Source organism: Flavobacterium sp. SLB02 (genome assembly GCF_009664855.1).
Taxonomy (GTDB): domain Bacteria; phylum Bacteroidota; class Bacteroidia; order Flavobacteriales; family Flavobacteriaceae; genus Flavobacterium.
Map to the genome: position 1 here is coordinate 225869 of NZ_CP045928.1, position 23026 is coordinate 248894.

Sequence of the window (23026 nt, forward strand, 5' to 3'; positions counted from 1 at the left end):
TTCGTTTCCCCATTTTTGCTTTTAATCTACAAATTAAAGTTATAAAAAAAATCTTCTGAATCTCCTAAATCTGCGAGAAAACAAAATCTTAAAACAAAACCTCCTTAGTAATAATATAAAATCCCATTACCAAAACAAACCAGCCAAAAATGGGTTTTAGTTTGGTACCGTCAATTTTTTTAGAAAGCTGACTTCCTATAATCATTCCGAAAAGGGCCATGGAAGAAACGCCTAATAAAAACGGATAATTTATGGGTGTACCAATGTATAAATCGCCTCCAAAACCTATGGTCGAATTTATAGTAATGATCAATAATGATGTTCCTACGGCTTGTTTCATGGGTAGATTGGCGAAAAAGAGCAGGGCAGGAATGATTAAAAATCCACCACCGGCACCCAGAAATCCGGTTATGATTCCGACTACGAAACCTATTATGCTTAGTTGTGTGTAATTGGTTTCGGTTGCTTTTATTTCAGGTTTGTTTTTTCGGATCATCGAGATTGCTGCTGTGATCATTAGTACGGAGAAAATAATCATGATCAGAAAATCTTTTGAAACGGAATACGAAGCGATAGAAAATAATGTCGAAGCAATTTGAGGAAAGATCACTTCACGAATAATCAAAATCGAAATTACAGACGGAATCGCAAAGTACAATGCCGATTTGAGTTTTAGATTTCCCATTTTGTAATGGCTGTAACTACCAAACATAGCATTTAGTCCAACAATGAACAAAGAATAGGAGGTAGCTTGCTCCGGATTTACCTTAAATAAATACACTAAAATAGGAATGGTTAAGATAGATCCGCCTCCACCAATTAAGCCGAGGGAAATCCCTATAATAATCGAAGCAAAATAACCTAAATATTCCATTGCATTTGTTTTATGCAAAGTTGCTTTGATAAATAGAAATGTACAGTAACATTTATCACATAAAGATATTTTTGTTACTGATTTTTTGCCCACGGATTTTACGGATTAAACGGGTTTTCGCAGGTTTGCTTTTTATTAACCATTAAGAGATTAAGAAAAATTAAGCCAAACTGCTGAATTTCCTTATTACACATTAAGATAAAAAAGCCTAAACTTAACTTTCTTAATATCTTAATGGTAAAAAAACTATTTAAGCACAACGTTTGTAAGTTTGAGCGTCCCGAGGCTTCGGGAGAAAACGCATAGAGTATTTCGACTTCGCTCAATTTCACAAGCCAAAATAAACCAGCGAAAACCCGTTTAATCCGTAAAGTCCGTGGGTAATTAATTTCGTAATGGTTAAAAAAAACTTAGTGTTAATTCGTGTTTAATAATTCAATTTGGTTTCGGTTGAGTTTGACCAAACCTCTTTGTTCCATTTTTTTGAGTAATCTGGACACGACTTCTCTTGAGGTATTCAGTTCAGTTGCGATTTCCTGATGAGATAATTTTACTTCAGAGCAACCACAGGCGTCGGAATGTCTTTTTAAGTAAAATTCTAAACGCTCATCCATAGATCTAAACGCGATATTATCAACCACTTCCAGAACTTCTTCGAACCTGCTTCTATAAGTTTCGATGACAAATTCGTACCATGATCTGTGTTCCATCATCCATTTGTCCATCATTTGCAGCGGAATCATCATGACAGAAACATCTTCGACAACCTTTGCCATGATTTGGCTTTTTTCGCTTTTGGCAGTACAAATCATCGAAATGGCGCAGGCTTGTCCGGGTTGTAGATAATACATAAGAAATTCGCCGCCATCTTCGCCCTCGCGATAGATCTTGATTTTTCCTTTGGTTATTAGCACCGTGTTTTTTATGTATTGTCCGGTTCGCATTAAAATGGTTCCGGCTTCAAAATCTTGCAGACTTCCGTTTTCTTCGATAGTCGAAATAAGTTCGTTGGAGAAATTAGGAAATATATTTTTAAGTGAGTTTTGCATGGATGAATTGTGGAAATAATAGCCCACGGATTTTACGGATTGAACTGGTTTTTACAGATATAATTTTTAAAAATCAAGCATTAAAACGGTTTAACACATAGAAACATAGCTTTTAGTTACTCGAAAAAGGCGTTTCACTTGACATGAATGCACATATCTATGTGTAAATAAAGTGTTATTTATTTTGCTCTAAACTTAAAAAAATATGCCTCTATATGTTTAAATTTTATTTTTTGCCACGAATTTCACAAATTTTCCCGAATTAATGAGTGAGAATTAGTGCAATTTGTGGCGAACATTTTTAATCATTTTAATCTGTGGTTAAAAATATTTTTAGCTACAAGTTTCATAAATCAATTAGTGAAAATTTGTGCAATTCGTGGCAAACAATTTTAATCATTCTAATCATTTTAATCTGTGGCAAAAAAATATTCGTGACGCACTTTTTTTATCAAATTAAGATTTAAGTCTGTATTTTAATGTAAAGATAGCAGATTGAAATCAGATTAATTGTCAGAAAACTATTTTTAAGATGCATTTTATGAAAATGCAAAAATCCTATTTTCTATCGATTTTATAGACTGTAATTTTAAAAATAGTAAGTAAATTTGTGTTTCACTGATTATAATACTTTCTCTAAAACGTTTTCTGAGAATAATAATCGAAATCGCATTGAGCACGTTTTTAATTAATAGAAACGTCGTAATTTTACAAAAAACAGATACTATGAATTTATCACAAGAAGATTGGGTTAATCAGCTTGCTGCTGACGAGAATGCAGTTATACTGGACGTAAGAACTGAAGACGAATTTAATGACGGCTATATCGAGAATGCCGTAAACATTGATATCAATAAAGGACAAGGTTTTATTTACGAAATCGAAGAACTGGATAAAAATAAAAATTATTATGTGTATTGCCGTTCTGGAGCCAGAAGCGCTAAAGCATGTCAGATTATGAACGAGTTAGGTATCAATAATGCCTACAACTTGCTTGGCGGTATACTGGATTGGGAAGGCGAAACCATAAATCCATAAAAACAAAAAAAAGAGGCGCAAAAAGCCTCTTTTTTCTTTTAATAAACTATTAATAACCAAACATAAAATTACCAGATTATGAGTTTAATACCAGAAGAGTATCAGATTAAAACCCTTATAAACCAAGATACTTATCTTGTAAATGGCGAACTAAAACAATGGACAGGACAAACTACTCCTGTGTTTTCGACCATTTCATCTACAGAAAAATATACACCAACATTATTAGGATCTATTCCGTTTATGGCAGAAAAAGAAGCTGCCGAAGTGGTTGAAGCTGCCAATGCTGCTTATAATAAAGGTCAGGGATTATGGCCAACCATGAAAGTGGTGGACCGTATCAAATGCATGGAGAATTTCGTAAAGCAAATGAAAGAAACCCGTCAGGAAGTAGTGAAACTTTTGATGTGGGAGATTGGAAAAAACCTGGGAGATTCTGAAAAAGAATTTGACAGAACCGTTGAATATATTTATGATACTATTGCCAGTTATAAAGAATTAAACGGACGCAGTTCGCATTTTGAAAAAGTACAAGGTGTAAATGCAATGATTCGCCGTGGACCTCTAGGGGTTGTATTGTGTCTTGGACCATACAATTATCCTTTAAATGAAACTTTTTCATTACTTATCCCGGCTTTGATTATGGGTAACACGGTAATCTTCAAACCAGCTAAACATGGTGTTTTATGTATTTCGCCATTGTTGGAAGCCTTTAGAAGCAGTTTCCCAAAAGGGGTGATCAATATTGTTTATGGAAGAGGCCGTGAAGTAGCTTCTCCAATCATGAAATCAGGAAAGATTGATGTTTTGGCGTTAATCGGAAACAGTAAATCTGCGATTGCGTTGCAGGACCAACACCCAAATAAAAACAGATTGCGTTTGATTTTAGGTTTAGAAGCTAAAAACCCGGCTATTATTTTACCGGATGCCGATTTAGATCTAGCTATTCAGGAGTGTATTGCAGGATCTTTGTCTTTCAACGGACAACGTTGTACAGCTTTAAAAGTATTGTACGTGCATGAGTCTATTGTAGAAGAATTCAATAAACGTTTTTCTGAAAAAGTTGATGGTTTAGTATTTGGAAATCCTTGGGAAAAAGGAGCTTCTTTAACACCGCTTCCTGAGACTGAAAAACCAAATTATATTCAGGGATTAATTGATGATGCAACAAGTAAAGGTGCAAAAATATTGAACGAAAAAGGAGGAAAACATACAGAGAATTATATTTTCCCTGCAGTTTTGTATCCTGTAAATAAAGATATGCGCGTGTATCACGAAGAACAATTTGGACCCGTAGTGCCAATTATTTCTTTTAAAGATATTGATGAGCCACTAGAAGATATGGCCGAATCAAACTACGGTCAACAAGTAAGTTTATTCGGGAAAGATATCAAAACTTTAGCACCGCTTATCGATGCTTTGGTAAATTTAGTGTGTAGAGTAAATCTTAACAGTTCTTGCCAGAGAGGTCCGGATGCATTCCCGTTCACAGGTCGTAAAGATTCGGCTGTAGGAACTTTGAGTATTCCTGATGCTTTACGTTCATTCTCAATCCGTACGTTTGTAGCTTCAAAAGATATCGATTATAATAATGAAATTTTGCAGGAATTGCTTAACAGTAAAGAATCTAATTTTATTAATACCGATTATATTTTGTAGTAATCAAGGTTATATATTAATTGTAGGTACCGTCTCTTTCTATTTTAGAATCAGGCGGTTTTTCTTTTCAATATATTAAGGTATTTTCTTGCTGAATAAATTTATTGTATTGTTTTTACTATATTTTTAATTAATAAAAAATGAAGTTTAAAATGAAAAAAATTACAATTGCCTTTCTTCTCTTATTTGCCCTAAACTCTTGGTCTCAAAATGATCAAAAAATATAGCTTCAGCAAAATAAATATAATTTGGGGTTATCTTACTTTCAAAAAAAACAATATAACAAAGCTATTGAGCCTCTTTTATTTGCCTATAAAATTAGTCCCGAATCAGAAATTGGAAAAAAGTCTAAAAATAAAATCGATTTACTTAAACCCATTGTTAGAGAAAACCTCATCAATAAAATAATCGGAACATGGAATCTAAATGGTAATGAACCAATTTGGATTCGTAAAGATTTAGAAAAGACCAAACGCAATGATACTTTGATGGTAGTTACCAATCAGGAAATTACTTATTATGTGAAAAATATAAAAAACAAAGGAAAGAAGATTACTACAAACAGATAAAATTGAATTCTATGATGGGTTTGATACTAATAATTCGGTAACAGAAATGGTACATCCAGAGAATGAATTATGGACTTATATCGTAGATGAATCTTTAAATGGTCTTCGTATAATTCATACCGGTAATGTAACTTCTTCAGGAAGAGAAATGATTGATATAGATAATAAGAAAGCTTATTATAGTAGAATTAAATAGAAGTGGGTTTAATAATCTTGTGTTACTATTTGAAAACATCTTTTTCTTTTTAAGAGTTAGATGTTTTTTATTTGAATTAGTATAATTTTATAGTGAATTGTAACTTTAAAACAAAACCAGCCACTAATATCATAATCAGTATTAATCATCAATCTTAAAACGAATTATGAAAAAAAAATCACCCCAATTGCTATTAATAGCTTTTTTATTTTTAGTGCAAAATAGTTTTGCACAAAAACTTTACATGCCAAGAAACATTAAAGAGTCTTATGCGAGTGGTATTCGTTCTATGGATGGAAAACCCGGAAAGAACTATTGGCAAAATCATGGTAAATATACCATTGACTTAAGTGTAGATGCTGTTAGCAAAATCGTTAGCGGAACAGAAACTATCCTTTATGAAAACAATAGTAATGATACTTTGAAAAATTTACGAATCAGATTTGTAAATAATATTCATAAAAAAAACTCACCAAGAGCGGTATCAAATAGTGAAGGTTTTTTTACTGATGGCTTAACAATTACAACTTTGAAAATTGGAGGGGAAGTTTATAAAGAAGATGGCAGGGAATGGGGCACAGTGGGAGTTGTAAAAATGAAAAAAGGTATTGCTCCTCATTCTAAAGCTAAAATTAATATTGACTGGAATTATCCACTATCAAAAGTCAGCGGAAGAGAAGGTCAAATAGATGAAAGCACTTTTTTTGTAGCCTACAGTTATCCACGTGTATCTGTTTTTGATGATTACAATGGCTGGGACCAACTACCACATACTTCAGGTCAGGAGTTTTATAATGATTTTAATGATTATACTTATTCAGTAAAAGCCCCAAAAAATTATGTGGTTTACGGAACAGGAGATTTATTAAATCCGGATGAGGTTTTACAACCTGAATTTTCTTCACGTTTAAAAAAATCATACACAACTGATGAAGTTTTGCACATTGCTAATGAGCAGGAAATGAAAAGTGGTCTTGTAACGAAACAGAACGATTGGAACGTTTGGAAATTCGAAGCGAAGAATATCTCAGATGTTTGTTTTGGATTAAGTGATCATTATTTATGGGATGCCAGCAGTGTTGTAGTCGATAAAAAAACAAATCGACGTGCAAGTATACAGGCGGCTTATGATGTAAAAGGAACTGATTTTGTAAATTCGATTAAGAACAATCAATATGCATTAGATTGGTTTTCTAATAATTGGCCGGGAATTCCATACCCGTTTTCTAAAATGACAGCTTTTCAGGGTTTTGCCGATATGGAATACCCTATGATGTGTAATGATTCGCAAATGGACGATCCTATTTTTGCACAATTGGTTCAGGATCATGAAGTAGCACATACTTATTTTCCTTTTTATATGGGAATCAACGAAACGCGTTATGCTTTTATGGACGAAGGCTGGGCGACAACTTTTGAATATTTAATTGGAATTGCCGAACACGGAAAAGAAGCAGCTGATAAATTTTACAAAGAGTTTAGGGTGCAACAATACATCAATGATTCCTCAACAGAAGAAGATCAGCCAATTATTACCATGTCTACACAGTTGTCAGATTCAGGTTATGGTAATAATTCATACGGAAAAGCCTCCCTCTCATACCTGGCTTTAAAAGATATGCTGGGTGATGAATTGTTCAAAAAATCATTGCATGCCTATATGGATAATTGGAATGGTAAGCACCCAATTCCGTGGGATTATTTTAATTCTATAAATACAGCTTCTGGACAAAACCTGAATTGGTTTTTTAATAACTGGTTTTTCACTAATAACTATATTGATTTATCTGTTAAAAATGTTGCCAAAAATATAGTCTCGGTAGAGAATGATGGAGGTTTCGCTGTTCCGTTTGATGTAGTTGTTACGTACAAAGACAATACAATAGAAACGCTGCACCAAACTCCGGCCGTTTGGCAAACGAATCAAAAACGTACAACAATAGCTTTAAAAAATAAAAAAGAAATCAAACAAGTAGTACTTGATGGCGGAATTTTTATGGATGCAACGCCGAACAATAATAGCTGGTCTTCTAAATAAAAAGTGAAGACGTCTTTTTTCTATAGAGAAAGACGTCTTTTTTAATTTCAATTTTTTCTTTTATTAATAAATAGTAAAACTTCAAGGGGTATGATCAAAGAAATTTTCAGAGAAAAAATAATTCTTTTTTGTTTTTTTATAATGCTTACCGGTTTTGGATTTGCACAAAGTAAAACCAAAATTGTGATTGGAACTATAGATAGTATTTCGTCTAAAATCTTGAATGAGAAAAGAAAAATCTGGATACATCTTCCTAAAAGTGCTCAAAATACAGGTTTTGCAAAACAAAAATATCCGGTAGTGTATTTATTAGACGCAGAGGGACATTTTAGTTCAGTTGTAGGTTTAATAGAAGAACTAAGCGAAGTAAACGGAAACACCAATTGTCCTGAAATGATTGTTGTTGGTATTACAAACACCAATCGTAATAGAGATCTGACTCCTACTTATTCAGAAGTTGATTTACCATTTGTGCCGAAAGAATTAAGCGAACAATCCGGAGGAGGAGAAAAATTTGTAGAGTTTCTCGAAAAAGAACTAATGCCATATATTGATAGTAAATATCCAACAGCACCTTATAAAACCCTGATAGGTCATTCTTTTGGAGGATTAACAACCATAAATATTCTGACCAATCATACTCATTTATTCAATTCATATGTTGCCATCGATCCAAGTATGTGGTGGGGGAATCAGAAATTTTTAGCAGAAACAACAAAGAAATTAGCAGGAAAGAAACTGTCTAATGTTTCATTGTTTATGGGAGCTGCAAATACTATGGATGATAGTATGAATCTTGTAAAGGTGAGAAAGGATACTACTGTTTTTACCAGACATATCAGATCAATTTTAGACTTAAATGATTTTTTTGATAAGAATCAAAGCAGTAATCTAAAGTATGGATACAAATATTATCAAGATGATAGTCACGGTTCTGTGCCGCTAATTGCTACTTATGATGCAATTCGTTTTATATTTCAATTTAATCAGTTAAAACTTTCTATACCAGATCAAATCAATTTTGATAAAGCTGTTTTTGCAAAAATAGAAAAGCATTATGATAACGTTTCAAAGCATTTGGGATATAAAGTAAGCGCCCCGGAAAATATGGTAAATGCTTATGGATACCAGTCTCTTGGTAAAAAAGATATGGATTTAGCAGGTTATTTGTTTAAACTAAATGTTGCCAATTATCCTCAAAGTCCAAATGTATATGACTCACTGGGAGATTTTTATGAGGCTAAGGGCGATAAGAAAAATGCCATTGCCAGTTATGAACAAGTACTGACCCTGGACAAAAAATTTCCTGAAACAAAAGCTAAATTAGAAAAACTTAAATAATTTATTTAATACAACTTATACAATGTGCGGAGAGAAAAATTTATAACAATTGCTTAAAAGTATGAAGCCTGAACATATTTTGGGCCATTATGTTTTTTGTAAGTCGAAACTTTAGAAAATGTAAACTTAAGTGATTTTGAATACCTTTTTTTTATATATAGCAAGACGTTTTTATAAAGATTTAAAACCCAATGAGATATTAAAGACCACAGTTTTTACATTTCTGCCCGAAGGATCAAGATCTGTAACTCCTGCCAGATACCTGTAATCTAAATTCAGTTTCCATAAATCGACACCAACTCCGCCAAGAATGCTGCTGTTATTTTTTTTCGAAGGCAATATAATTAAGGCTATTATTTGCTTTGATATCAGAGTAACTTTTCCAGTTATATCCGGTAAAAATTCGAACATTTCCTAATTTTCCTAAAGGCACAACTTTAAAACTAACAAGGAGAGTTGCATCAGTTCCTGATAATTTATATTCAGTTTCTCCAATTCCGGTTTGCGAAAGACTAAATTCCGATTAAGCATAACCAAATTCTTCCTGTCCCTAAAAAAGCAATAAATTTACCCGCGCAAACCCTGCAACGCCATATCCAGTTCTGGAGCTTTTTGAGCTGAAATCATCTGTAAGCGGAGAAGTATATTATAAGAAAATTGAGGTCCAAATTGTATCAATTGAGCAAAACCATTCGCACTAATACATAATAATGCTGCTAAAATGAATTTTTTCATAACTGGATATATTTATTTTTAGATAGCATAAGAATAAATATTATTAATTAGAAAAAAATGATTTATCTTATTTGTTTGATGTATGTTTTTTGATAATGAATAGAGTTTGCGTGTTGTTAATTAAAAGAATCGATTTGTAAAACCTGTAAATTTGTATACTTGAAAAAATGATAATGTATGGAAATTAAAGCAATTAAAGCTTCGCAAACCTGGCAAATCAGGCATGAAGTAATGTGGCCGGATCAGCCTTTTGATTTTGTTAAGCTGGAAGAAGACAATTTTGGTTTACATTTTGGTGTTTTCGAGCAGGAAAAACTGGTTTCGATCGTTTCATGCTTTATTGTTGATGATGAAATGCAATTTAGAAAATTAGCTACTTTAGAAGAATTTCAGGGAAAAGGAATTGCTTCTCAGCTTCTAAACTATATTTTGAAGCTTGCAAAAGAAAAGAATTTGAACAAAATGTGGTGTAATGCCAGAACCAGTAAAAAAACTTTTTATGAGAAATTTGGAATGAATGATACTCGTAAAACTTTTGTTAAAGCAAATCAGGAATTTACAATAATGGAAATTTTAATATAAAAATATAAGTGAAATTGTTGATTTAAAATAAACAATATCAAATAATTATGTTTTTGATGGTTTTAAATAAGTAATCCTTTTCTTTCGTGTGGGACTTATTTTTATTAAGGATTTTTAAGATAATTGGACATAAAAAAATAGTGATTTAATATATTTCGTAAATAAAAAATCAATGAAAACGTTTTCGTTTTTGTTAAATGTTAAAGCTTATAAAAAAATCTTTTTTTGTTTAGATACTTTGCTTACTTTCGCACCCAAATGAGAAAGTTAATAGTATTTTTAGTATTCATGAATTTGCTTCTGCTTGGCGGAGGGCAATATCTTAATGCGGGTACTCCTAAAAACTTTCACCATCATACTCTTGAGAAAAAGCACCGAGTGAAATTCACCAATCAGGATCAGGGCAGTTCAATCATTGAAGATGCCGATGTAGATCTTGAAGAAGAATATGTTGGAAGTGATGATCTTAAAGATGGACTTACAAACAAGCTTTTTGCAACAAACTATAGTTTACTTGACAATTGGTACCTTTCCTTTTCAAGTCAGACTATTGTAAATGATTACAATCGTTTTAAAATCTTCGCGCCATTCTGTGGCCAGTCAAATCCTATTTACATTACCCAACAGGTTTTAAGAATTTGATTCAACAGTATACATCGGTTACCTAAGTTGTAATCCTGCATATCTTGTTGATGTATATTTTTTTCTACTTCTTCTTGTATGAAAGTTAAGTTATAACTAAGGCTGCCTGATGCATTTTTTCATCTAAAGGAATCACTGTATTCCAAGCATTCAATCGCTTAATTTCCATTAAAATCATGAAAAGAATTATCTTGTTCACAGGCTTATTTGCCCTTGTGTGCCTTACTAGTTGTACAACTAAAAAAGAAGAAAAAGAAGAAGCAGAAAAATTCACCGTGACCAATCCGGTTAGAATTGATACTTCGTTTACAAAGGAATATGTTTCGCAAATTAAATCTGTTCGAAACATCGAACTTCGCGCCCAGGAAAAAGGGTTTTTACAAAATATTTATGTTGATGAGGGACAGTTTGTGAAAAAAGGACAGCTGTTGTTTAAAATTATGCCAAACATGTATCAGGCGGAATTGCTTAAAGCACAGGCTGAACAAAAATCAGTAGAAATTGAATTGCAAAATTCAAAATTACTGGCAGATAAAAATATCGTTTCTAAAAACGAATTAAGTGTCGCTCAGGCAAAATTGCAATCAGCAAAAGCTGAAGTTGCTTTGGCAAAACTTCATTTATCTTTCACTGAAATCAGAGCTCCGTTTGACGGAACTATCGACCGTATCCCTTTAAAATTAGGAAGTCTTATCGATGAAGGCGAATTATTGACAAGTCTTTCAGACAACAGTCAGATGTTTGCCTACTTCAACGTATCAGAACCTGAATATCTACAATACCAAACAGACGTAAAAGATCGTGCTGATAATAAAGTGAGCCTTGTTTTAGCGAATGGAGATATTTTTAAAGAAAAAGGAAACGTAGAAGTTATCGAAAGTGAATTTAATAATGAAACCGGAAATATTGCTTTTAGAGCAAGATTCCCTAACTCAGCAAAATTACTTAGAAATGGCGAAACCGGACAAGTTCAGATGTTAGTTCCTCTTAAAAATGCAATCGTAATTCCGCAGAAAGCGACTTACGAAATTCAGGATAAAAAATATGTTTTTGTTGTTGATAAAAACAATAAAGTAAATTCAAGAGAAATTACAATTACAGGCGAAATTCCTGATTTGTATGTGATTAAAACCGGACTTACTGAAAATGATAAGATTTTACTTGAAGGAGTTCAGAAAGTAAAAGAAAACGACAAAATTAAATTCGAATACCAAGCTCCTCAAACGGTTATCAATCATTTGCGCGTAAAAGCAGAATAGGTTTAATCATTAAAAAAATATAAAAATGTTTAATAAATTTATTCAAAGACCTGTATTGTCGATAGTAATATCGCTTATAATTGTCTTTTTAGGGGTATTGTCGGTATTAAGTTTACCTATTACACAGTTCCCTACCATCTCACCACCAATGGTAAATGTTACAGCAGATTATCCAGGATCTAATGGCGAATTGATGATCAAAGCTGTTGTAATTCCTCTGGAAAGAGCCTTAAATGGGGTTCCCGGAATGAAATATATGGCTTCTGATGCGGGAAATGATGGTGAGGCTACTATAAAAGTAGTGTTTAACTTAGGAACAGATCCTAATCAGGCTGCGATTAACGTTCAGAACCGTGTGGCTTCAGTAACCAATAAATTACCTCCTTTGGTAATTAGGGAAGGTATTAAAATTACACGAGAAGTGCCGAGTATGTTGATGTATGTGAATCTTTACAGTACAGACAAAAATACCGACATGAAGTTCTTGTACAATTATGCTGATATCAACGTACTTTCAGAATTGAAAAGGGTAAATGGTATTGGTTCTGGAGATATCTTAGGAACACGTGAATATGCTATGCGTATCTGGTTAAAACCAGATCGTATGTTGGCTTATAAAATTTCTGCAGATGAGATCATGGAGGCTTTATCAAGTCAGAGTTTAGAAGCTTCGCCTGGTAAAACGGGAGAAAGTTCTGGTAAGCGTTCTCAGGCATTTGAATATGTATTAAAATATTCAGGACGTTTTACAACCAAAGAGCAATATGAGAATATTGTGGTAAAATCAAACGCTAACGGGGAACTTTTACGTTTGAAAGATGTTGCCAAAGTAGAATTTGGAAGCTCGATGTATGATATTTATTCGAACTTAAACGGTAGACCATCGGCAGCGATTGTATTAAAACAGTCTTTTGGTAGTAATGCCAATCAGGTTATTGAGGAGGTAAAAGCTAAATTGGAAAAAATTAAGCAAAGATTCCCTAAAGGAATGGATTATGAAATTTCGTATGACGTTTCTAAATTCCTTGATGCTTCTATCGAAAAAGTAATTCATACACTTGTTGAAGCTTTTATTCTGGTAGGTATCGTGGTATTCCTTTTCTTAGGAGATTGGCGTTCGACGGTTATTCCGGCAATTGCGGTACCGGTATCCTTGATAGGTACGTTTGTTTTCATGACTTTCTTTGATATCTCATTAAACTTAATCACCTTATTTGCTTTAGTTTTAGCAATTGGGGTCGTCGTCGATGATGCGATTGTAGTAATCGAAGCGGTTCACGCCAAGATGGAGGAAGAGCATCTCTCGCCACTTAAAGCAACTAAAAAAGCAATGCACGAGATTGCAGGAGCAATTATTGCGATTACATTCTTAATGGCAGCGGTATTTATTCCGGTTGCATTTATGTCTGGTCCTGTTGGGGTCTTTTACAGACAGTTCTCTGTAACTATGGCAACGGCTATTATCCTTTCTGGTATTGTGGCTTTGACTTTGACACCGGCGCTTTGTGCGATGATGTTAAAAAACAATCACGGTGAGGTTAAAAAGAAAACCCCTGTAAATGTATTTATAGATGGTTTTAATAATAAATTCAATTTAGCGCAAGGCAAATACCAAAATCTATTAGGTAAAATTGTAAACAGAAGAGCTGTGACTATTATTGCACTTCTTGTGTTTTGCGCCGGAACATGGTTGATTAGTAGTACCGTTCCTTCCGGGTTTATCCCGAATGAAGATCAGGGTATGTTTTATGCTGTAATTCAGACACCACCAGGTTCATCATTAGAAAGAACCAATAATATTGCAGAAAGATTACAGAAAATCGCTGAAAAAATTGATGGAGTAAAATCCGTTTCTTCATTAGCAGGTTATGAAATTCTGTCTGAAGGTACGGGATCCAACTCAGGAACTTGTTTGGTTAACCTTAAAGACTGGAGTGACAGGAAGCATTCTGTTCTTGAGATTATGGCCGAATTAGAAGAAAAATCTAAAGATATTGCGGGAGCTAATATTGAATTCTTTCAACCGCCTGCTGTACCAGGATATGGTGCTGCCGGAGGATTTGAGCTTCGTTTGTTAGACAAAACAGGTTCTAATGATTACAAAAAAATGGAGCAGGTAAATAACGATTTTGTTAAGGAGTTAAATACTCATCCGGAATTATCTAACGTATTTAGTTTCTATAGCTCTAGTTTCCCTCAGTACATGATGAAAGTAGACAATGATATGGCACAGCAAAAAGGAGTTTCTATCGAAAACGCCATGAATACTTTGTCAACTCTTGTGGGTAGTAACTACGAAATTAGTTTTATTAAATACGGAATTAACTATAAAGTAATTGTTCAGGCTTCTCCGGAATATCGCGCTCAGCCGGATGATATTTTAAAGCTTTATGTTAAAAACAATCGTGATGAAATGGTCCCTTTTTCTGCTTTCATGAGATTAGAAAAAGTATACGGACTTTCTGAAATTACAAGACATAACATGTACACTTCTACACAAATTAGTGGTTCTGCTGCATCAGGGTATAGTTCTGGTACAGCAATTAAAGTAATTCAGGAAGTTGCGGCTAAAAAATTACCTAGAGGATATGATATTGACTGGGCAGGTATTTCTGCAGATGAGGTGGCTCAGGGTAATCAGGCAATTTGGGTATTCATGATCTGTTTAGGATTCGTGTATTTAGTATTAGCCGCTCAATATGAGAGTTTTATTTTACCATTATCAGTAATTCTTTCTTTACCGGCAGGTATTTTTGGAGCTTTCTTATTGTTGAAGTTAACAGGATTAGAAAACAACATCTACGCTCAGGTAGCGATGGTAATGCTTATTGGTTTACTAGGTAAAAATGCCGTACTGATTGTAGAGTTTGCCATACAGCGACATGCAGCAGGAAGATCAGTACTTGAAGCCGCAATGGAGGGAGCAAAAGCAAGGTTCCGTCCTATTTTGATGACTTCTTTTGCTTTTATTGCGGGATTATTGCCACTTGCTTTTGCTACTGGTCCGGGTAAAATTGGAAACAGAACTATTGGTACTGCGGCTGCCGGAGGTATGCTTATAGGTACTATTTGTGGGGTATTTGTAATTCCGGGCTTGTATTTCATTTTTGCCAAAATTGCAGAAAAGTATAAACTGGTAAAAAATGAAGAAGAAAATCCATTAACAGAAGAAATTGATGATAATCATGTATAAATTTAAATCATATCAATATGGTATTGCGTTAGGTATATGTCTTACGATTGCAGGGTGTAAAGCCCCTGCGCCTGAGGCAGCACCTACAACCAGTACACCAGTTCCTGAATCGTTTGGTATAACAACACAAACTCAGGACACAAACAATAATACCTCAGCTTTAGTCTGGAAAGATTACTTTAAAGATCAAAATCTGGTTGATTTGATCGATGTTGCCCTGAAAAACAATCAGGAATTAAATATCACTTTACAGGAAATCGAAATTGCTAAGAATGATATTCGTGTAAAAAAAGGACTTTTATTGCCAACAGTTGGTGTTCGTGCCGGAGCTGGAGTAGAAAAAGTGGGTAGATATACCAGCCAGGGTGCGGGTGATGCTACTACCGAAATTAAACCGGGAGTAGAAACTCCTGATCCGTTGGGAGATTTTACCATTTCGGCTTACGCCAATTGGGAAGTGGATATCTGGAAAAAACTGCGCAATTCTAAAAAAGCGGCATTAAACCGATATTTGGCTACAGTTGAAGGTAAAAACTTTGTGATTACCAATCTTATTGCTGAAGTTGCCGATTCTTATTATGAGTTACTGGCTTTAGACAATCAGTTGGATATTGTAAAACAAACGATCAAATTGCAGACTAATGCTCTAGAAATTGTAAAAATTCAAAAGCAGGCTGCAAGAGCAACAGAACTTGGGGTTAAGAAATTTGAAGCAGAGGTGCTGACTTCTCAAAGTATGGAGTTTGATATTTTGCAGCAAATCAAAGAAGCAGAGAATAAAATCAACTTTTTACTGGGTAGATATCCGCAGGAAATCAAGAGAACAAACAGTACTAATTTCTTGAGTTTATTACCAGCTGCTGTAAGTTCAGGAATTCCGTCTCAATTATTAGCGAATCGCCCTGATGTAAAACAAGCTGAATTAGAACTAGTAGCTTCAAAATTAGATGTAAAAGTAGCTAGAGCTGAGTTTTATCCATCGTTGGATATTTCTGCTGCAGTAGGGGTTCAGGCTTTTAAACCATCTTATTTGTTTACGTTTCCTGAATCAATTTTGTATTCTTTAGCAGGAGATCTTGCTGCGCCACTGATCAACAGAAATGCGATAAAAGCAGAGTTTGCAAGTGCCAATGCAAGACAACTTCAGGCGTTGTATAACTACGATCGTACGGTTTTGAATGCTTATTTAGAAGTTTCAAACCAGCTTTCTAAAATTGAGAATTTACAAAAAGGTTACGATCTTAAATCGAAACAAGTAGACGCTTTAAATACTTCTATTGATGTTTCTAATGATTTGTTTAAATCAGCGAGAGTAGATTATTTCGAAGTTTTAATGACACAGCGTGATGCATTAGAAGCAAAATTAGAATTGGTTGATACCAAAAAAGAACAACTAAATGCTGCTGTCCATGTTTATAGAGACTTAGGTGGCGGATGGAAATAATATTGCCTGTTAATTTGTAGAGAAAAGGCCTTTCAAGAGTAAAATTTTGAAAGGCTTTTTTGTAATTATCATGCCTAAATTTAATTTGACTATTTGGGCATTACTATTTTTGCTCTAAAGCCTTTGCCAGGTTCGGTATCAAAATCGATAGTTCCTTTAACAGCCTGAATACGGGTTTCCATGTTTTGGAGTCCATTTTTTATCATCAGGGTTTTTTCGCAGCCTTTACCATTATCATTATAATTTATTACAATTGATTTTGTATCACTTTCAAATTTTATAACCACCAGATTTGCCTCGCTGTGTTTTTTCATATTCACCATTAGTTCCTGTAAAACTCTGCTAATGGTAATCTTTTTTATTTCATCGATACTTTCCCAGTGTATACTTTCTAAATTAGTAACCATGATATTTCTTTCGCTGGTATTATAAGTCGAAAGCATATCTTTTAAGCTTTTGATAAAATCTGTACCGGTATCAATTTTATTGTTTTCTCTTGAAATTCCTCTCACGCGTCCGTAAATGTCATCTAATTTTTGTAGTAGATTCTCTTTTGTACTTTCTGTAGATAAAGGCTGAGATTCGGCAAAAGCAATCACATGAAATACATCGTTGGCCAATTCGTCATGAATTTTTTTGGCAATTCGGGTTTCGGTGTTATAGGAAGTCTTAAATTCTATCGCCCTGTTTTTATTTTTATAATAGCGTATTAAGATTGCTATTAAAATGACCAGAAAAATAAAAACGATTATAAAAACAATTCGTAGATAGGTTGCTTTTTGAAGCGATAATAAGTTTTCTGCTTTTTCTAAACGAAGTTTTGCGTTTTCATCTTTTTCTTTTTTTGCATCGTACTTAATTTTAGCAAACTTATTTTTGAAGTTATTTCTAACCTTAATAATGCTGTCGTTTAAAGTAAAATATTTCTGTACATATTGGTTGTTTTGGGCACTATGATCATTTGAAATTAAAATTTGTAATGCTTCTAATCTTTCGTCAACACTATTTAGCTTTGTGGCAATATTGTAAGCAGTGAGAGCATTTTTATTCGATCTTTTAATGTCTTTTTGAGTATAATAATCGGCGAGATGCAGATAACTTTCAATGCTTCTGTATGTATCCTCAAATTCATTTCTTGTCTGGAGCGCTTCATTCATTAAACCGAATCCTTTTTCATCCATTCCTTTTTTAAAATAAGCATAACCCAGATTATCTATAAGTATGGCTTCGTATATTGCCCAATCTTTTTTGTTTAATAATTTTTTGTTTAAAAGTGATTCTAAAAGAGCGATCGCGTTATCGTATTTTTTTTGCTGGATATAAACTGCGGCTATATTGCTTAAAGGGATTTGCCTCTCAACAGGGTCTGTGAAATCTTTTGCAGCTTCTTTGTAGTAAAAAATAGCGTCATCATAAAGAGAAAGTTCTTTATCGGCAACGCCTAATCTATTATATATAGAAGCAGTATAAACGCTATTTTTTTTCACATAAGCTAATGCTTCGGTAACGGTTTCTTTACTACCGTAATAATCACCGTTGACTTGCTGAATTGTTGCCATCATAATAAGTATGTAGCCAATATTAGCACTGTCTTTTTTTACACCGTATTTTAAAGTTTCATAAAGTTGTTTTGATTTATAAAACTCATCAAAAGCGGTATTAAAGTTTTGTTTATCATAATTTTCAAGGCCTTTATTTCTTAAGTTAAGTGCCTCTTTTCGAATCAATTCTGTGTTAGTATTAACGGTCTTTTTTTCTTCGCAGGAAAAAAGAAAAAGAAGTATAATAAAATAAAAAAACGGGGACCGTAACATACAAATTTACTTTCCCCGAAAATAGTAATTAATTAGATACTAAAAATATATATTTATTAATCTTTTGGAGCTGGTGGAGGTGGAGGTGGTGTTGTTCCATCACCAGGGCCATCTGCATAAGTTGCTTTTATATGATTAACAGCTTTTTCTGTATCCTTTTTTGGTTGGCTCTCATATTCATCAGGAGTACAAGAAAATATAGTGAACAATAGCGCAAAAGCGATAAATAGTATTAGTTTTTTCATTTTGATTTAATTTAGAAATTAGACATAGGTATTGCTGTCCGGACTTTATCCAGAGCTTGTTTGGAGCAATACCAAATTGATTTTTAGGAAGTAAATCGTGTAGAACAGTAAGACGTTATTTATACTTCCTGAATAAACTCGGTCTTACGGTTTTTACACTGTTAGTTCGAAATAGTTTTTATTTTCGTTTTAGTCTGCAGACAAAACCTGAACTAATTTCTATGGCAAAGGAAAGGCACTTTGAGGCCTTTGTAGATAAGGGATTCCCAGAATTCCCGCATTTTCCTGAGATTCCCAGGAATTCCTAAAAACAAAATACAATGCATAATAAATTTAGGTTTTTTAGAACGTGTTAATGGAATATAAAAACAATCTGCCCTTTATTAGATAGAGGCAAAAAGTTGTAAAAAGGTTGGATTAGACTATCAAAAAAAGATAAAAAAATGTAGTATTGAAGAATCAATACATTGAGATTAATATTATAAAACTTCTAATTGTTGAAAAAACGAAAAATGAATCATAGAAATTAAATTTAGTTTAATGAAAAATGAACATGAAGAGTCGAAAGAAGATCCTGAAAAAGGAAATCTTTTCTTTAATTTGAGGAATATATTTTCTAAAAAAAAAACAGCTTAGAAGATATATCGGGGAAAAATAATTATGGTTGCATTTGGAGCGATCGCTCCGGTGTATTCTGCGTGTTTATACTTTGTGCAGAAAAAAGATTAAATGGAAAAACTTCGAAATGAAATTTAAAAGCATTTTGAAAAATAAAATGCGTAAAAGGGTAAAAAAAATAATTTTTTGAGGAGTAATCCGGGCGCTTAAATAGTTTGTTTTTTGGCATATATTATCTGTTATTTATACTATAAAGATAAGAAAAAATAACCGTTAAACCTAATAAATACAAGGAAAATAAGTGTTTTTTTTGCTTTTTTTATCAAATAATTTCACCAATTTTCTCTCCTGCTAATTACTAATTTTTGCAGCCATAAAATGTACTTTTTTGGCGGTTGGATTGTAATAAAATTATCTATATTTATAAAATATTACAATAGGTTTGATTTCTATTCACCGTCAGTTTAAAAACATCTTTTATGAAAAAGCTTCTGTTACTATTAATTGTTTTATGCACTTTTGGTTGTAAAAAATACGTGGTTTCGTTTGAACAGCCAACAGAGATGAAACTTGATAACTTAAAACTGGAAGTACTTCTGGATAAAAAGAAAGTTCAGGATATTAATTTAAAAGCAACCAATGCAATGCCAGGTTATGAAACAGCAGAACTGCCGGTCTCAGATGCAGGAAAACACCTGCTTCAGGTAAAAGTAAGAGATACAATCTTTAGTTTTGATATAAAGTACCCCGAAGAAAGATATATTCTTGCTACAGCTCATTTAAAAAATAATGGCAAGATTACTATTGGAATCTTAAAACAACAATATCCTTTTAGAATTCAACGATAAATGATTTTATTTGAAACGAAAAAAGCCTTTCACATTCATCTTGCGAAAGGCTTTTTATATTTTTAAGTATCAGTTTTAAGATAAAAAATCTTTAAACCATAATCCTGAATGTTTAATGGTTCGTTGCTGCGTGTCGAAATCGACATGAATTAAGCCGAATCGGGCATTATAACCTTCGGCCCATTCGAAGTTATCGGTAAGGCTCCATACGAAATAACCTTCGACGTTTAGGCCGTCTTTTCTGGCTTTAAGAATTTGTTCTAAGTGATCCTGAATATAATGCGTACGTTTGATGTCGTATACTTTTCCGTTGCTTAAAGTGTCCGGGAAAGCGGCACCGTTTTCTGTAATGATAATCTTTTTAATGCCTTTATATTCGTTGAATTTTTTCAGGACGTGATATAAGGCCGGAGGATAAACTTCCCAGCCCATTTCGGTTGAGATTACGTTTCTTTTTTCGGCACTTATTAGTTCAGCGCCTATATAAGGAATCAACATGGATGATTTTACAACTTCACGAGTATAACATTGCAGGCCTATAAAATCAAAATCGAAAAATAAATTGTCGAGATCGTCTTCTAAAATATAATTATTGAGTTTTTTTAATACCGGCAAATCAGTTTGCGGATAACCCAATCCTAAAATAGGTTCTATAAAAGTTCTGTTCAGTAAAGTATCGACACGTTTTGCGGCTTCGATATCTTTCGCGCTTTCTGTTGCAGGTTCGATATGCGTGCAGGAGAAAGTTGTACCAATATTGGCTTCGGGAATTCTGTTTCTCAATATTTTTGCGCCGGCAGCAGTAGCTAATGTTACGTGATGCATGGCTTTAAGATAATTGGTGATCCCTTTTTTGCCCGGAGCATGAATGCCCAGAAAATATCCCGCTCCGGTAAAAACAGATGGTTCGTTGATCACCATCCAGTTTTTTACACGATCTCCAAAATATTGTGCACAAACTTCTACGTACTCTGAAAACCATGAAACCGATTCTCTATTGGTCCAGCCCCCTTTTGTCTCTAAAGCATGTGGCAGATCCCAATGATAAAGCGTTATCCAGGGTTCTATTCCGGACGCAAGTAAAGAGTCAATGATTTTATTGTAATATTCGATACCGGCTTGATTTACAGGATGAATTCCTGTAGGCATGATTCGGGGCCAGCTGATAGAAAACCTAAAATTCGGAATATTTAATTCCCGGATTAAGTCTATATCGTTTTGGTACGAATTGTAGAAATCGCAGGCCGTTAGAGCATGATGTCCGTTTTTTATTTTCCCTTTTTGAGACGTAAAAACATCCCAGATCGAAGAACCTTTTCCATCGGCATCATGTGCTCCCTCAATTTGGAAGGCGGCGGTTGAAACACCCCACAAGAAATCATCTCCAAATTGGTCTTTGTTTAAAAATGAGTTCTCTATTTTATTCATTCAAATAAGTATTTCCTTTATTGTAATTTATTAATGAAGGAAAGACGATTGCATAGCTCTTAAAAACAGCCATTCTTTGAATGAAACCAGAAAATTTAGGTTGAAGAATTTCATAACGTTTAGTTTTAATCAAATTAATAAAACTAATGTGAATTTAACGTAAAGTGATTATTATCAAATGATTAAATGTTTGAAAGGGAAGATCCTTTAATCTTCCCATCCGCAAAGGGTGAGGCCTAAACCTTGTGCCTGTTTTAAGGATGTTTTTACAGTTCCGTGATTACAGGATGACAAACCGCGGCACGTTTGGTTATAATGGTATTTTTTTGCACCGGTTGGGCCACAAATATATACCGCCGCTTCAGGAGGTCTAAAAGAGGTGAAAAAAATAAATAGTAAGAGTAAAGTATATTTCATCAGGGTTTTATTTGACAATTAATTGGTATTTATTTCCTTTTAAATCGGTGGCAACTAGTTTTCCGTATGAAACCCATTCGGTGTTAATTTCAATATCAGGAATAGTATCGCCAAGTAAAATTCCTGCGCCATATTTTTCCTGAACATTGATATTCCCAAAAACCGAATCGCCATCAATATTTATTCCTTTTACATCGTAATTATATTCGTATTGTCCCGGATCTCCTGTTCTGTATTTGTATTGGTAAGTGTCGTTTACATGATACGTTTTTGCTTCTTCAGCTGTAATTGTTTTTCGGTCATCGGGCGTAATTACTTGTTTTAAAAACGAATTAATTTGCGGTGGAGGAGGAGCGGAAGCTTTTCTACACGAAAGCGTAACAAGTAATAGAAATAAAATAAGGTAGTTTTTTTGCATAGGCGTTTTAGATAAAAAATTAAATATATAACCAATATTTTCCGTATCTGAAATCTAAAAATAGCAGATACTTTGTGGTGCTAAATCTAGTTAGAAATACTTTGTTTAAAATGCGTATTAGTACTTGATTTTTAGCCTTTATCAGTTTCGTAAAGTGCAACTGTTTCCAGGAGTTCTTTTTCGAATTGATAAATGTTGTCGATGGTTTAAATTAGAAGGGATTTTATATTTATTAATAGTAAAATCCAAAATTCCTCAAAGCTTGATTATTTTTGAAATCAAAAGCCGTTTGTTTATTAATTACATTCAGGCAATTCTAATAAATTATTTTTCTCAGTAGTATCTGCTTCAGTCCTGAGGTATTTATTACCAGCTGCAGTTTTTGAAATTATCACATTTACCTTTTGGCCATAAGAATTGTTGACATAAAATGCCCACTTATTATTTTCTATGCCCACAATTGCATCAGTTAAAGATAATTTCCATCTTGTTCCATTAAAATTTATTCCTCCAATGCTTAAAATACGTTCATGTATATTATATCTATCTGATTTATTTATACACTTTATTTCATGTAAATCTGCCATTTTTTCTTAATTTTAATTAGTTAATTTATTTA

General features: G+C 33.5%; 20 protein-coding genes. 11 read left to right on the top strand and 9 right to left on the bottom strand.

Annotated elements, in window-relative coordinates; all coding sequences use genetic code 11:
- Positions 1-88 precede the first annotated feature (88 nt).
- On the bottom strand, positions 89-874 hold the full coding sequence (locus GIY83_RS01045) for a sulfite exporter TauE/SafE family protein (protein WP_208684132.1): 786 nt from the start codon (positions 872-874) through the stop codon (positions 89-91).
- 416 nt (positions 875-1290) lie between these two features.
- Positions 1291-1923 (bottom strand): Crp/Fnr family transcriptional regulator, encoded by a 633-nt coding sequence (locus GIY83_RS01050; protein WP_194618484.1) that lies wholly within the window; start codon positions 1921-1923, stop codon positions 1291-1293.
- A gap of 726 nt (positions 1924-2649) precedes the next feature.
- Here GIY83_RS01050 and GIY83_RS01055 point away from each other — a divergent pair.
- From GIY83_RS01055 to GIY83_RS01075, 5 genes are all read left to right on the top strand, one after another.
- Positions 2650-2961, top strand: a complete 312-nt coding sequence (locus GIY83_RS01055) for a rhodanese-like domain-containing protein (RefSeq protein ID WP_072963814.1) — start codon at positions 2650-2652, stop codon at positions 2959-2961.
- A 78-nt stretch (positions 2962-3039) separates the two neighbouring features.
- On the top strand, positions 3040-4620 hold the full coding sequence (locus tag GIY83_RS01060) for an NADP-dependent glyceraldehyde-3-phosphate dehydrogenase (protein ID WP_208684134.1): 1581 nt from the start codon (positions 3040-3042) through the stop codon (positions 4618-4620).
- 248 nt (positions 4621-4868) lie between these two features.
- Positions 4869-5189: a hypothetical protein gene (locus GIY83_RS01065; protein ID WP_194618488.1), complete on the top strand. Its 321-nt coding sequence runs from the start codon at positions 4869-4871 to the stop codon at positions 5187-5189.
- A 362-nt stretch (positions 5190-5551) separates the two neighbouring features.
- Complete coding sequence (locus GIY83_RS01070; protein ID WP_208684136.1) at positions 5552-7423, top strand: M1 family metallopeptidase; 1872 nt, start codon at positions 5552-5554, stop codon at positions 7421-7423.
- A 90-nt stretch (positions 7424-7513) separates the two neighbouring features.
- Positions 7514-8764, top strand: coding sequence for an alpha/beta hydrolase-fold protein (locus GIY83_RS01075; RefSeq protein ID WP_229029180.1), 1251 nt, complete (start codon positions 7514-7516; stop codon positions 8762-8764).
- A 171-nt stretch (positions 8765-8935) separates the two neighbouring features.
- Here the strand turns inward: GIY83_RS01075 and GIY83_RS01080 are convergent, their stop codons facing one another.
- Together GIY83_RS01080 and GIY83_RS01085 are read right to left on the bottom strand one after the other, a co-directional pair.
- Positions 8936-9175 (bottom strand): hypothetical protein, encoded by a 240-nt coding sequence (locus GIY83_RS01080; RefSeq protein WP_194618492.1) that lies wholly within the window; start codon positions 9173-9175, stop codon positions 8936-8938.
- 156 nt (positions 9176-9331) lie between these two features.
- On the bottom strand, positions 9332-9499 hold the full coding sequence (locus GIY83_RS01085) for a hypothetical protein (RefSeq protein ID WP_194618494.1): 168 nt from the start codon (positions 9497-9499) through the stop codon (positions 9332-9334).
- Positions 9500-9676: 177 nt separating this feature from the next.
- Between GIY83_RS01085 and GIY83_RS01090 the strand changes: the two genes are divergently transcribed.
- The 5 genes from GIY83_RS01090 to GIY83_RS01110 all read left to right on the top strand — a co-directional run bounded on the left by GIY83_RS01090 (position 9677) and on the right by GIY83_RS01110 (position 16619).
- Positions 9677-10081, top strand: coding sequence for a GNAT family N-acetyltransferase (locus GIY83_RS01090; RefSeq protein ID WP_194618496.1), 405 nt, complete (start codon positions 9677-9679; stop codon positions 10079-10081).
- Between the two features lie 258 nt (positions 10082-10339).
- Complete coding sequence (locus GIY83_RS01095) at positions 10340-10723, top strand: hypothetical protein (protein ID WP_228520553.1); 384 nt, start codon at positions 10340-10342, stop codon at positions 10721-10723.
- A 176-nt stretch (positions 10724-10899) separates the two neighbouring features.
- Positions 10900-11982: an efflux RND transporter periplasmic adaptor subunit gene (locus tag GIY83_RS01100; protein WP_194618498.1), complete on the top strand. Its 1083-nt coding sequence runs from the start codon at positions 10900-10902 to the stop codon at positions 11980-11982.
- 25 nt (positions 11983-12007) lie between these two features.
- A complete protein-coding gene (locus tag GIY83_RS01105; RefSeq protein WP_194618500.1) occupies positions 12008-15175 on the top strand; it encodes an efflux RND transporter permease subunit in 3168 nt (1055 codons plus the stop codon).
- Positions 15168-16619: a TolC family protein gene (locus tag GIY83_RS01110; protein WP_194618502.1), complete on the top strand. Its 1452-nt coding sequence runs from the start codon at positions 15168-15170 to the stop codon at positions 16617-16619. Before GIY83_RS01105 ends, GIY83_RS01110 begins: the two co-directional genes overlap by 8 nt.
- Before the next feature lie 89 nt (positions 16620-16708).
- On the opposite strand, the gene GIY83_RS01115 is transcribed toward GIY83_RS01110, so the two are convergent.
- Positions 16709-18433 (bottom strand): ATP-binding protein, encoded by a 1725-nt coding sequence (locus tag GIY83_RS01115; protein WP_194618505.1) that lies wholly within the window; start codon positions 18431-18433, stop codon positions 16709-16711.
- A 56-nt stretch (positions 18434-18489) separates the two neighbouring features.
- A complete protein-coding gene (locus GIY83_RS01120; RefSeq protein ID WP_194618507.1) occupies positions 18490-18678 on the bottom strand; it encodes a hypothetical protein in 189 nt (62 codons plus the stop codon).
- A gap of 1097 nt (positions 18679-19775) precedes the next feature.
- Between GIY83_RS01120 and GIY83_RS01125 the strand changes: the two genes are divergently transcribed.
- Entirely contained in the window at positions 19776-20144 is a 369-nt protein-coding gene (locus tag GIY83_RS01125; RefSeq protein ID WP_194618509.1) for a hypothetical protein, read from the top strand.
- A 75-nt stretch (positions 20145-20219) separates the two neighbouring features.
- Here the strand turns inward: GIY83_RS01125 and GIY83_RS01130 are convergent, their stop codons facing one another.
- The 3 genes from GIY83_RS01130 to GIY83_RS01140 form a co-directional block, all read right to left on the bottom strand.
- Complete coding sequence (locus tag GIY83_RS01130; RefSeq protein ID WP_208684138.1) at positions 20220-21572, bottom strand: GH1 family beta-glucosidase; 1353 nt, start codon at positions 21570-21572, stop codon at positions 20220-20222.
- Positions 21573-21996: 424 nt separating this feature from the next.
- Positions 21997-22407, bottom strand: coding sequence for a hypothetical protein (locus GIY83_RS01135; protein WP_194618513.1), 411 nt, complete (start codon positions 22405-22407; stop codon positions 21997-21999).
- A gap of 296 nt (positions 22408-22703) precedes the next feature.
- Entirely contained in the window at positions 22704-22994 is a 291-nt protein-coding gene (locus GIY83_RS01140) for a DUF3892 domain-containing protein (protein WP_194618515.1), read from the bottom strand.
- Between the last annotated feature and the right edge of the window lie 32 nt (positions 22995-23026).

Excerpts from the sequence above, each read along its gene's own strand:
- GIY83_RS01095 (WP_228520553.1), top strand. The coding sequence starts at position 10,340 with ATGAGAAAGTTAATAGTATTTTTAGTATTCATGAATTTGCTTCTGCTT.
- GIY83_RS01135 (WP_194618513.1), bottom strand. The coding sequence starts at position 22,407 with ATGCAAAAAAACTACCTTATTTTATTTCTATTACTTGTTACGCTTTCG.
- GIY83_RS01075 (WP_229029180.1), top strand. The coding sequence starts at position 7,514 with ATGATCAAAGAAATTTTCAGAGAAAAAATAATTCTTTTTTGTTTTTTT.
- GIY83_RS01105 (WP_194618500.1), top strand. The coding sequence starts at position 12,008 with ATGTTTAATAAATTTATTCAAAGACCTGTATTGTCGATAGTAATATCG.
- GIY83_RS01130 (WP_208684138.1), bottom strand. The coding sequence starts at position 21,572 with ATGAATAAAATAGAGAACTCATTTTTAAACAAAGACCAATTTGGAGAT.
- GIY83_RS01060 (WP_208684134.1), top strand. The coding sequence starts at position 3,040 with ATGAGTTTAATACCAGAAGAGTATCAGATTAAAACCCTTATAAACCAA.
- GIY83_RS01125 (WP_194618509.1), top strand. The coding sequence starts at position 19,776 with ATGAAAAAGCTTCTGTTACTATTAATTGTTTTATGCACTTTTGGTTGT.
- GIY83_RS01100 (WP_194618498.1), top strand. The coding sequence starts at position 10,900 with ATGAAAAGAATTATCTTGTTCACAGGCTTATTTGCCCTTGTGTGCCTT.
- GIY83_RS01045 (WP_208684132.1), bottom strand. The coding sequence starts at position 874 with ATGGAATATTTAGGTTATTTTGCTTCGATTATTATAGGGATTTCCCTC.
- GIY83_RS01110 (WP_194618502.1), top strand. The coding sequence starts at position 15,168 with ATGTATAAATTTAAATCATATCAATATGGTATTGCGTTAGGTATATGT.
- GIY83_RS01050 (WP_194618484.1), bottom strand. The coding sequence starts at position 1,923 with ATGCAAAACTCACTTAAAAATATATTTCCTAATTTCTCCAACGAACTT.
- GIY83_RS01140 (WP_194618515.1), bottom strand. The coding sequence starts at position 22,994 with ATGGCAGATTTACATGAAATAAAGTGTATAAATAAATCAGATAGATAT.
- GIY83_RS01085 (WP_194618494.1), bottom strand. The coding sequence starts at position 9,499 with ATGAAAAAATTCATTTTAGCAGCATTATTATGTATTAGTGCGAATGGT.
- GIY83_RS01080 (WP_194618492.1), bottom strand. The coding sequence starts at position 9,175 with ATGTTCGAATTTTTACCGGATATAACTGGAAAAGTTACTCTGATATCA.
- GIY83_RS01070 (WP_208684136.1), top strand. The coding sequence starts at position 5,552 with ATGAAAAAAAAATCACCCCAATTGCTATTAATAGCTTTTTTATTTTTA.
- GIY83_RS01120 (WP_194618507.1), bottom strand. The coding sequence starts at position 18,678 with ATGAAAAAACTAATACTATTTATCGCTTTTGCGCTATTGTTCACTATA.
- GIY83_RS01090 (WP_194618496.1), top strand. The coding sequence starts at position 9,677 with ATGGAAATTAAAGCAATTAAAGCTTCGCAAACCTGGCAAATCAGGCAT.
- GIY83_RS01055 (WP_072963814.1), top strand. The coding sequence starts at position 2,650 with ATGAATTTATCACAAGAAGATTGGGTTAATCAGCTTGCTGCTGACGAG.
- GIY83_RS01115 (WP_194618505.1), bottom strand. The coding sequence starts at position 18,433 with ATGTTACGGTCCCCGTTTTTTTATTTTATTATACTTCTTTTTCTTTTT.